This window comes from Lactonifactor longoviformis DSM 17459, assembly GCF_900129135.1.
In the GTDB taxonomy this organism is placed as follows: domain Bacteria; phylum Bacillota; class Clostridia; order Lachnospirales; family Lachnospiraceae; genus Lactonifactor; species Lactonifactor longoviformis.
On sequence record NZ_FQVI01000012.1, the window covers coordinates 114,062 to 125,344 of the forward strand.

The window sequence follows — 11,283 nt, forward strand, 5'->3', positions numbered from 1 at the left end:
TCAGACTCCCTCCTTTTTGACCAGTTCCCCCGGTGTGTAGTAGGGGATTACTTCCTGTTCGATTCTTTCCATGGATGCCAGAGGACTCAGGTGCCAGTTGGTGGGGCAGGGAGCCAGAACCTCCACCATAGAGAATCCCTCTTTGTCCACCTGTGCCTGGATTGCCTTTTTGATATAGCTCTTCGTCTTTTTGATGGATGCCGGATTATGTACGGAGCCCCTGGCTACATAGGCAACCGGCAGCACGGCAATCATCTCCGACAGCTTTACAGGCATTCCTGTAAGACTGGTATCTCTCCCTCTGGGTGAGGTGGCCGTCACTTGATGGGGAAGGGTGGTAGGCGCCATCTGCCCCCCTGTCATTCCGTATACACCGTTATTGACAAATATCGTTGTAATCTTCTCATTCCGGGCGGCTGCATGGATGATTTCGGCACAGCCGATGGAAGCGATATCTCCGTCCCCCTGGTACGTCAGAACCAGATTATCCGGCCGCATCCTCTTGATCCCTGTTGCTGTGGCGGGCGCTCTCCCGTGGGGAGCCTGAATCTTATCTACCTCTACGTAATCTCCCATGATACAGGAGCACCCTACTGCCAGAGATATGATTGTCTTTTTCTCCAGACCCATCTCTTCCAGCACCTCGGCGATGAGACGGTTGATAATGCCGTGCCCGCAGCCTGCACAGTATCCGGATGTTCCCTTGATACAGTCCGGCCCTTTATATTCCTTTCCCATCAGAACACCTCCTCTAATTTTCCGTCCAGAATCTCTCTGGCCATAGTCAGAATCCTCTGTTCCTTCGGCGGAACCATTCCGGCCGTATAAACATGTACCGGCGCTTTGCCCTTCACGGCAAGAGCCACGTCTTCTACCATCTGGCCGATGGCGCTCATCTCCACCGAGAGGAATGCCTGTGCGGTATCTCTCACCGGCCGGAATGCCTGGAAGGGGAACGGCCACAGAGTCACCGGCCGGATCAGGCCCAGACGGATCCCCTGTGCCCTTCCCATTTTAACCGCACGCTTACAGATTCTGGCTGATGTGCCGTAGGCAACCAGTATGATGTCTGCATCCTCCGTCTCTATAGATTCCCACCTTTGTTCTCTGTCTTCGATCTGTTTATATTTTTTCCTCAGCCCCTCGTCATAGGCCGGCCCGCCGTAGGCATCTGTAATCAGGAACCGGTATTCACCTTCTCCTTTTCCTTTCAGTGCCCAGGGCTTATCCGGATCCACCGGCTGCATTTCGGGCAGCTCTACGCCTTCCATCATCTGTCCCAGGGCTCCGTCTGTGAGAAGAATCACCGGAGTTAAATACTCTTCTGCCTTCTCAAATGCCAGTGTCACCAGATCCACACATTCCTGAAGGGTGTGCGGCGCATACACAGGCAGGCGGTAATCTCCGTGACCTCCCCCTTTGGTGGCCTGAAAGTAATCTCCCTGTCCCGGACAGATAAGGCCCAGGCCGCTTCCATAACGGCACACATCCACAATCACTCCCGGCAGATTCTGGGACGCCATATAGGAAATCCCTTCCTGCTTCAGACTGAAGCCCGGCCCGGACGAAGCCGTAATCACGCGATAGCCGGTGCTTGCCGCCCCATACAGCATAGAGATCGCCGAGACCTCTGATTCTGCCTGCACAAACTGTCCCCCAACTTCCGGCAGGCGCCCCGACAGATATTCCATTAGCTCTGTCTGGGGTGTTATCGGATACCCGCAGTATAATCTGCATCCGGCTCTCACGGCAGCCTCTGCCAGAGCCTCATTTCCTTTCATCAATACCTTTCCCAATACTTTTAACCTCCTCCGTTAACTGATCGTAAATACCAAATCCGGACAAACCGTATAGCAGGTTCCGCATCCGACACATTTCTCCAGGTCTACACTTATGTACTCGATCCCCTGGCTGTTTCTTTCGCCGGACAGGGAAACTGCATCCTTGGGACATGCCTTGATACAGTACTGGCATCCCTTGCACCTTTCCTTCTCCACCTTGACTGCCAACCCCATATTCCTCCTTTCCTTTAACTGGTTTAATTGGTTTACTGGTCCAACCAGTTTTGATTTGCCTTCACTATATCACCAGTCCTTGAACCTGTCAATTTTATTTTGATACTTTTCAGGATTTTATTAGATTTTAATGAATTTAGCAGAATATTTTTGTTTATATTTTTATAGCTTTTCATTATTGATTATTTTTTCACATATTTTAGGTTTTTTCTCCTTTTTGTTAAATAAATATCTCTCCTATGCATTAAAACAGCCAATGGAAGAACTTTTTTGTTCTTTCATTGGCTGTCCCGGAGATTTAGAATATATTCTCCACATAATGTCTCATTTCATTTCTGCTTTTTATCTGTTTTGCCCCGTCTATAATATTTTCCTGCTCTTCCTTGTTCATAGCAGAGAAACGCACAAGAGCGTCTGAATGCATAGCCAGTTCCATGGTAAAGCCGATGGGCAGTTCTTCATTATCTATCATACTATCACCTCACATGGATAGTATTTGTGCAATCGGGCCGGTTTATTCTCCCGTTATCTTTCCAATTTTTCTATGTTCATTGACAAAGATTTAACTTTATCTTATGCTGAACAAATAAAAAAGAAGGAGGATATTCTATGTTCAAAGATTTAGTAAAACAAAACAGGAGCTTCCGCGGGTACGATCCCACCAGAAAAATAACAGAGGAAGAGCTGCTGGATCTGGTGGACTGCGCCCGATACACCCCGGCCAGTGTAAACATTCAGCCTCTGAAATATTATCTGGCATACCAGGAAGACACCGCAGCCCGGATCCATCCCCTTGTAAAATGGGCCGCCGCACTCCCTCACCTCACGCTCCCCCATCCCGGCAAAGAGCCTGCCGCCTACCTAGTCATCTGCCAGGATACCAGGATTCACGCCTCTCTGACCTTGTTCCAGAAAGACGTGGGGATCGCTGCACAGACAATACTTCTCGCTGCAGCTGAAAAAGGCCTGGGCGGATGCATGATCGGCAACTTCAGCCCCGAAAAACTGTCCGCCGCCCTGAATCTCCCGGAATCCCTCATTCCTATGCTTGTAGTTGCCCTTGGCAAACCTGACGAAAAAATCATCCTTACCGAGGTAACCGATGAGAATACAAAGTATTATAGGGATGATAATGATGTGCATTATGTGCCGAAGAGGAAGTTAGAGGATATTGTTTTGTGATTTGGAGTTTGACTGTTAAAATCGGGATTGTCGCAGACGGACGATGAGAGGGAGATTGTGTGGGGCTGGCCGTTGGAGGGAGGACTGTGTTCCGGGGACACCTCCGTCGCGAAGAGAGTCTAAGACAAAACCAGAATCCCCTCCGGAGCACCGTTCGTATGGTCAAAGAATGCTTTAGATGCATTCTCTGCCCATTCTCACTTTTTTTCGGCCTGGACTGCCGAAAAAATCTCCTGCGGGGATTCTGGTTTTGCCTAAGACTCTCTAATCACTCCTGCGGAATCGTCCTCGGAACACAGTCCTCCCTCCAACGGCCAGCCCCACACAATCTCCTTCTCATCTGTTTGCTCAGAAAAAATCTCAGATTTTGCATTCACAAAATGGAGATAGGATAAGTGATGAAAAAAGTTGCAGATTTTAACATACGACTTTACCCTCCCACTTTCTATGGATATAAAGTGAGCCTATGTCAGGATATGGAAGGGGGCCGGAGGGGAGGGCACTGGCACAGGGGGACCCAGGGGATGAGGCAGGTCAGCTCGAGGCTTTGCTCCCCTCAGCTCAGTCCTGCCAGCTGCTAGGTTCGTCAGGAGAGCCTTCCTCACCAATCAGCTGGCGGCCTGGATCTTCGGCTCGCTCCGCTTAACCTCCCTGACCTGCCTCATCCCCTGGGTCCCCCTGTGCCAGTGCCCTCCCCTCCGGCCCCCTTCCATATCCGTCCGTCTGATACTGTTCCTTCTATAACCAGCGCGCTTTATAATCTTAAACCAATCACTTAAACATCTCTTTATACGTCAGGCTCTTTTCCATGGCCTGTGTTACCTGTGCCATCTTTGAGGTGTCTCCAATTAGGATTGCCCCTGCCAGCCGGTTATTTACAAAGTAGTATTTCTCGTAGGTATTCTTCCACTCATCCGCCAGCTCTGCCTTTTTATATTTTGTCTCCGGTTTCTTGCCCGGATCGCCGATGGCATACAGGGAAGTATTCATTCCGTGAAAACTCAAAGCCGCAGGAACAGGCTCATATGCCAGGCTGTCACCGGCAGCATTTGCGCCTGCTACCTTGCCCATCTCCAGGGCCTGGGGCCAGATGGCATAATTGATTCCCTGGTACTGGGCGCAGTCGCCGCAGGCATAGATATCCTCTTCACTTGTCTCCATTTTCTCGTTTACCACCACAGAGCGGTCGATTTTGATTCCGGCTTTATCCGCAACCGCGGTATTTGCCCGGACTCCTGCGGAGATAATCACAAGTTCTGCGGGAATCACCTCCCCGTCGTCCATGCGTACCCCTGCTGCGCTGGTCTCCCCCTCAACCGCACTGATTTTGGCATTCAGGCGGATCTGGATGCCCTGTTCTTCCGCTATTTTTTTCAGAAGGGCGCTGGCTCCGTCATCCAGCTGACGGCCCATAAGCTGGCTTCCTGCTTCTAAAACGGTGACCTGGCATTTGGATTTGCTGATCTCCCAGGCAGCTTCCAGTCCCAGAACACCCCCTCCGATGACAACTGCATGCTTTATCTTAGGCAGAAGGCTTCCTACCTCCACCGCATCGGTAAGCCTGCGGATGGCGATTACCCCTTCTTTTTCTGTGCCCGGTATTGGCGGTACAAAGCATTCAGACCCCAGGGCATAGATGCATTTATCATATTGCAGGCGCATGCCGTCGGTAAATTCCACTTCTTTTTCCTTTGTGTTAATCTTTGAGACGGTTCTTCCCAGCACATTTATTATATTCTTCTCCTGATACCAGCTCTCCTCATGGATCGCAAGCTGGGAGGGCTGAAAAGCGGCCAGGATGGATTTTGTAAGCATAGGGCGGTTATAGCTGAGAACTTCCTCATTGGAAACCATAACAATGGAGCATGTGGCGTTTCGCTCCCGGATCGCAGCCGCGGCGCTGACGCCTGCGGCGCCGTTGCCCAGGATCAGGAATTTTTCGCTCGTATCCCTGCGGAAATTGTTCTCCTCCTCCTCAACCGGCACAAAGTTTTCCTTTCCCACGCCGCATACCGGGCAAATCTGCAGACTCTCGTCAAAAATTTCCCCGCATACCAGACATTTTACCAGACCGCGTTTTGCCGATTTCGTTCTGGGATTCTCTTTGTTTTGAAGGATACAGCCAAAATTGTATCCATATTCATAGGCTTCAATCAAGTCATTTTTGCCGGATTTAAAGCGTACCTTCAGTCCGTCAACTACTTTCATCCGCAGCTGGCGAAGCCGCTCCAGAATATGTTCCACGCCTTCTCCGCTCCACCCGTAGCTGCCAAAGGCGCTGGCCAGCTTTTTGCCGTGGATTCTGGGGAACATAGAGGTGGTGAGATCCCAGATAGGCTTCAGGGCCTCCCCCACAATCGTAGGCGTTCCGAACAGTACGCCGTCCGCATACCCCAGTTCCTCCATAACCTTCGCCGGATCTGCTTCTACCATGTCATACATGCGCACAGCAACCTCCCCGCTGTCCTGTATGCCCCGGGCTATCTCTTCTGCCATCTCTTTGGTGTATCCGTAAGCACTTACATAAGGAATAATGACGGTTTTTTCCGTGTTCGGATTTGTCTCTTTGCTCCACTCGTCACTCCAACCGATGATTTCTTTGACTCTGCAGTCAATCACCGGGCCGTGGCCTGTACAGATCATACTCACCGGAAGATCTTCAATCCTTTTCAGTGCTTTTCTCATATATGGCTTAAAGGGTCCTATAATGTTGTCAAAGTAATACTTTGCCGCTCTTTTATACCCTTCCTCATCTGTCACTTCACTGAGAAGGATTCCGTCAAAGCTGTAGTGGCTGCCGAAGGAGTCACAGGTAAAAAGCACCTGCTCTTCTTCCAGATAGGTATACATGGTATCCGGCCAGTGGAGATTGGGAAGGATCATAAACCGCAGGTTTTTGTCTCCCAGAGACAGTACATCATTTTCCTTCACCGCAATACTGTAAAAGTCCCGGTTTACAATATTCTTCAGGAATCCCAGCGCCGCCGCGGTTCCCACAATTTTAATATTGGGGTTCAGTTCTATCAGCTTCTCCACACTCCCCGCATGGTCAGGTTCTGTATGGTTGACAATAATATAATCAATTTTGCGCAGATCAATAAGGCTTTCCAGCTTCTTTACGTAAGAATCAAAAAATTTATATTTGGCTGTCTCAATAAGGGCTGTCTTTTTGCTGCCTTTTATCAGGTAAGAATTGTAAGTAGTGCCGAATTCGGTCTCCATGATAATGTCAAATACCCTCAGCTCAGTGTCGCAAATCCCTGTCCAGTACAGGTTCTTTTTAAGTTCTGTCGGTTTCATAGCAAATCCTCTCTTTCTAATTTTTACGGAAGAAAACAAGCCTCATCAATTACAAATCATCCACCAATGCGCTGCTTTTTGCATAGGCTGTGCTCCGTGCCTCAAAAAAGTCAGTCTTTATCATATTGGCATTGCTGTATTGGCTTACCCATCCCATACTGGAGGGTTCTTCTTCTCTACCCTCATATAATACTGCGAATCCCAGGCTTTGGCAACGGAGGTTTCCCAGATACTGGATATATTCCGTTATCATTTCCCGGGTAAGTCCCGGCACGTCATCTCCTATGGCATAATGGCCCCAGCGGATCTCCTGTTCACAGCCCTGACGGATCATATCCCGGTAGACCGCGTTTTTTTCCTCTGTAAAAAGCTCCGGTTCTTCCTCCTTCAGTTCCAGGAGGATACTGCGGAAAAGCCACAGATGTGTGTTCTCATCCCGGTTGATGTACCGGATCTCCTGGGCAGAGCCCGGCATCTTATGGTTCCGCCCCAGATTATAGAAAAACATAAATCCGCTGTAGAAATAGATGCCTTCCAGGATATAGTTTGCCACCAGTGTCTTTACAAAGGTAAAGGGACTTTTATCTCTCTGAAATTCATTATACAAGTTTCCGATAAAAGTATTCCTCTCTAACAGATATTCGTCATTCTTCCATTGGTACAGAACTTCATTTCTGGTCTGGGGCTCGCAGATACTGTCCAGCATATAGCTATAGCTCTGACTGTGGACTGCCTCCTGGAAGGTCTGGATAGAGAGGCACAGGTTGATTTCATTGGCCGTAATATATTCCCCTACCGCAGGAAGATTTGCTGTCTGTATGCTGTCCAGGAATACGAGAAACGATAAGATCTTATCATAGGCTCTTCTCTCTCCCTCCGCCAGCTGCACGTAGTCCTTCACATCCGTCCCCAGGTTAATCTCTTCCGGGATCCAAAAATTATTCATAGCCTGGCGGTACCAGTCACTGACCCATGTATATTTCATATTATTAAAATCATTCAGGTTTGTTGTATTTCCGTTAATCATGCGGCGTTTTCTTACATCAATGTCTCCCTGAGGGTTAAACAGGGGTTTCTTTTTCAGCTGTTCCATACTATTCTCCTCTTCCATTGCTTCCTGATTCACCTGCTCCTTCAGCTGGAGCATACCTCACACTCTTCTATCTCCAGGCTTTTTGAGCGGATATAATACAGCGTTTTCACCTTGCACTCCCAGGCCAGAATATACAGACGCAGCACCTGGCTGTAAGTATAATCATTAGTAATGTATAGATTCATGCTCTGGGCCTGGTCAATGTGCCGCTGGCGCACGCCCCCCGCCCTCACAGACCACTCCTGGTTAATATGATGGGCATTTTTATAAAACCAGAAGGTGGAGAGATCCAGCTCCGGTGCTACCCGGGGCATAAGGCCATTCTTCTTCTCCTCAAGAAAATAGCGGTTCATCACCGGATCTACCCCCGCAGTTGTACCCGCAATGACACTTGTACTGCTGGTGGGCGCCACTGCCAGAAGATAGCCATTGCGCAGTCCGTCCGCCTTTACGCGGTTTTTCAGGGTCTCCCAGCGGCTGCTGTCATATCCCCGCTTTTCAAAATAAGCACCTGTCTGCCAGTCACTTCCCTCAAAATATTCGTAACAGCCTTTTTCTGCCGCATTTTCCCAGCTGGCTGTGACAGCCGCATAATTGATCTCTTCAAATACCTGATCCGCCAGCTCCAGATGTTCTTTTGACTCCCACAGAACCCCCTGTTTGGCCAGCATATGATGATAGCCGCTGACGCCAAGGCCAATGGGACGGTATCTTTTGTTGTTTACCTCTGCATAGGGGACAGGAAAGAAATTCAGATCGATTACATTATCCAATGCCCGCACCGCACTTCTTGTGATCTCCATAATCTCTTTTGGGTTCTTCACATCGATCTTTCCAAGAGAAAGGCTTGCCAGGTTACAGACCACAAAATCTCCGGGTTTTGTCACTGTCACAACAACGGTTTCTCCGTCTATGGTCTCCACCCTCTGATCCACCTGAGAAATCCCGCTCATATTCTGAGCGATTTCTGTGCAGAGATTGCTGCAGTAAATAACTCCTTTGTGGCCGTTTGGATTTGCCCGGTTCACCAGATCCCTGTTAAACGTAAAAGGAGTGCCTGTCTCCACCCCGCTCTTTATAATCAGCCGGACAATATCCTTGATGGGGATAATCCGCTTATGAATTCTGTGATCCTCCACACAGTCCAGGTATTTTTCCGTCCATTCTTCCCCCCACGTATCTTCCAGGGCATACCCTTTGACTGTCTGTACTTCGTGGGGACACATAAGATACCAGTCTCCCTCCAGATTATCCCTGGCCTGCTCCCAGAAATAGTCGGGATAGCATACCGCCGGGAAGACATCATGGGCCTTCATTCTGTCATCCCCGTTGTTTGTCCGAAGTGCCAGAAATTCAGGGAGATCTTTGTGCCACACATCCAGATATACAGCCACCGCTCCCTGGCGGACCCCCAGCTGATCTACCGCCACCGCCGTGTCGTTGGCCAGCTTGATCCATCGGATAACACCTCCTGCCGCACCTTTAAACCCGCGGATGCTGCTTCCCGCTGCCCGCACCTTTCCAAAGTACAGCCCCATACCGCCCCCAAACTTACTCACCTGGGCGAAATTATCTATGCTTCTGTATATTCCGGTAAGGCTGTCCGGCACCGTATCTATAAAACAGGAAGAGAGCTGATGGTATGGCTTTCTGGCATTGGAAAGAGTGGGTGTTGCCATAGTGACCTTCAGGGTACTCAGCATATCGTAGAAGCGCTTCACCCATCCATCCCTGTCTTTTGTTTCCAGCATAGCCAGATGCATGGCAATCCCCAAAAACATCTCCTGGGGCGTTTCCAGCAGAATCTGCTGCCGGTTCCGAATCACATACCTGCCCAGCAGCAGCTCAAGGCCGGAATAGTTCAGCAGATAATTCCGTTCTTCCTGCAGATAGGTTTCATAGAAAAGCAGCTCTTCCCTGGAGTAATGCTCCAGTATATAACTCCCATATAATTCCTCTTCTGTCAGATACTTCACTTTTTCATAAAAATTCGTAATTTGGTACTGCTTCATATTCTTTTTTAACTGCTTATCAAACTGCAGCATATAGAGTCTTCCGGCGATAAACTCCCATTTTGGAGCTTCCTGGGTAGTCAGCTCCACTGCCGCCTGGGTGAGAATTCTAAGCCTTTCCTTCCCATTCATGCTCTGTTTAAAAAAAGAGGTAAATTTAATCAGCAGATGCTCCAGATCATAGGGTGTGTCCGGATATTCTGACTGAACAGCCTTCAGGGTTCTGTCTATCTCCTCCCTTTCCGTCTCTGTCTCTGCAAAATAGGCGGCGATATTCTGTCTGGCTTTTCTCTTTCTGCTTCTCTCCTCCCGATAAAGGATGTAGCTTTTCAGTACTTCATAATAATTTCTCTCAGTCAGTGTCTTCTCCACCTGATCCTGGACCAGTTCTACATGAAGGGTTTCCCCCTCCCGGACCAGCTTCTGGATCCTGGCCTCCACAGCCTCTGTGAGATCCCGCAGTGTATCCTTATCCGGCTCCTGTCCCACGCTTCGGAATGCCAGACGTACTGCGTGTTCTATCTTTTCCCACTGATAGGGTTCTGCCTGCCCGTTTCGTTTCAAAATTTCCATAGTATGTGACCCTTTCTTTCTCACTATCAGTTTTTCCTGAATTCCCTGTATTATCCTGGATCATTCTTGATTATTATAGTCCACTTTACTATGGTTTGACAAGAGGTATCTTCTGTCTTACCAGTAGATTTTTGTTCCGCAGATTGGTATAATAGACAAAACACACTGAGGGAGGAAAACTATGTCCAGAATACCTAACATCCACGGAGGCGGGGCCAGAACCAATGCTAACGGCCTTCTCTTTGAACAGACAACTTCACTGAATGAGGCCCTGGAAAACAGAGGCTATCAAGTGATCGACTGCAGCATTTATCGAAAAGACGGCTTTATGCTCCAGCAGCCCATCGGCATGTCCGTGGCTAAAACCAAGCTTTATACCCACTTTCTGGAACCCAGAGGGATCGACTACAGATACTGTAATTCTAAACGGTGGCTTCCAGACGAAGCATTCATTAATTATAACAACGCAACCGTCTATATTATAGAGAAAAAATTTCAGAGTTCCCCGGGGTCTGTGGATGAAAAGCTGCCCAACTGCCATTTTAAGAAATGGGAATATCAAAAGCTTTTCAAGCCTCTGAATATGTGGGTGGAGTATGTCTATCTGCTGAATAACTGGTTTCGGGCGGATCAGTATAAAGACACTTTGGATTATATAGAACTGATGGGATGTCATTACTTTTTTAATGAGATTCCCCTGAATGTTTTAGGATTGAATTAGAGAAAGGGTAAAAACGGCGCCCGGACCTGCGGTCCGAACACCGTTTTTTATGTGCGCCCGGCGGCGCACGTTTCTAACCGGTGAAAGTCCGGAATCCGCCCGGTGGTGGGAAGGATATAGCCGAAGGCAAGGGTGTCCATTGTGAGGTGGAATCCGAAGGAAGCCGGATATGGGGAACATACGAACCCATGGGCAAATCTCTGGTCTGACGAACAGAAACCACATAAGAGGCTATGCATGAGGATAAGGCTGCATGACAAGTCGAAGTCCAATAACTACCCGGAATCATGTATGGTAGATGTGGCAGATGGATGGAGAGAAAGAAACGTGTGGTACCCGGGGAGGTCTGCACGACACGCCCTGAAAGGGGTAACCATTATGGAGAGA

The 11,283-nt window shown here is 48.9% G+C and carries 9 protein-coding genes; 2 read left to right on the top strand and 7 right to left on the bottom strand.

The window, feature by feature from the left end:
* The 4 genes from BUA56_RS12570 to BUA56_RS23200 form a co-directional block, all read right to left on the bottom strand.
* Positions 1 to 738, bottom strand: a complete 738-nt coding sequence (locus tag BUA56_RS12570) for a thiamine pyrophosphate-dependent enzyme (protein WP_072852238.1) — start codon at positions 736 to 738, stop codon at positions 1 to 3.
* On the bottom strand, positions 738 to 1,796 hold the full coding sequence (gene vorB / locus BUA56_RS12575) for a 3-methyl-2-oxobutanoate dehydrogenase subunit VorB (RefSeq protein WP_072852240.1): 1,059 nt from the start codon (positions 1,794 to 1,796) through the stop codon (positions 738 to 740). Before vorB ends, BUA56_RS12570 begins: the two co-directional genes overlap by 1 nt.
* 18 nt (positions 1,797 to 1,814) lie before the next feature.
* Positions 1,815 to 2,009, bottom strand: coding sequence for a 4Fe-4S binding protein (locus tag BUA56_RS12580; protein ID WP_242946768.1), 195 nt, complete (start codon positions 2,007 to 2,009; stop codon positions 1,815 to 1,817).
* A 304-nt stretch (positions 2,010 to 2,313) separates the two neighbouring features.
* Complete coding sequence (locus tag BUA56_RS23200) at positions 2,314 to 2,487, bottom strand: hypothetical protein (protein ID WP_167594275.1); 174 nt, start codon at positions 2,485 to 2,487, stop codon at positions 2,314 to 2,316.
* 137 nt (positions 2,488 to 2,624) lie between these two features.
* Here BUA56_RS23200 and BUA56_RS12585 point away from each other — a divergent pair, with 137 nt between their 5' ends.
* A complete protein-coding gene (locus tag BUA56_RS12585) occupies positions 2,625 to 3,197 on the top strand; it encodes a nitroreductase family protein (protein ID WP_072852244.1) in 573 nt (190 codons plus the stop codon).
* A 771-nt stretch (positions 3,198 to 3,968) separates the two neighbouring features.
* On the opposite strand, the gene BUA56_RS12590 is transcribed toward BUA56_RS12585, so the two are convergent.
* The 3 genes from BUA56_RS12590 to BUA56_RS12600 are packed head-to-tail and all read right to left on the bottom strand — an operon-like array spanning position 3,969 to position 10,175.
* Positions 3,969 to 6,497 (bottom strand): FAD-dependent oxidoreductase, encoded by a 2,529-nt coding sequence (locus tag BUA56_RS12590; protein ID WP_072852246.1) that lies wholly within the window; start codon positions 6,495 to 6,497, stop codon positions 3,969 to 3,971.
* A gap of 49 nt (positions 6,498 to 6,546) precedes the next feature.
* Positions 6,547 to 7,590, bottom strand: a complete 1,044-nt coding sequence (locus tag BUA56_RS12595; protein WP_072852268.1) for a ribonucleotide-diphosphate reductase subunit beta — start codon at positions 7,588 to 7,590, stop codon at positions 6,547 to 6,549.
* Between the two features lie 41 nt (positions 7,591 to 7,631).
* A complete protein-coding gene (locus tag BUA56_RS12600; RefSeq protein WP_072852266.1) occupies positions 7,632 to 10,175 on the bottom strand; it encodes a ribonucleoside-diphosphate reductase subunit alpha in 2,544 nt (847 codons plus the stop codon).
* A 181-nt stretch (positions 10,176 to 10,356) separates the two neighbouring features.
* Here BUA56_RS12600 and BUA56_RS12605 point away from each other — a divergent pair, with 181 nt between their 5' ends.
* Positions 10,357 to 10,896 carry a hypothetical protein gene (locus BUA56_RS12605; protein WP_072852248.1) on the top strand — a complete coding sequence of 180 codons (540 nt, stop codon included), beginning with the start codon at positions 10,357 to 10,359 and terminating at the stop codon, positions 10,894 to 10,896.
* Positions 10,897 to 11,283 lie beyond the last annotated feature (387 nt).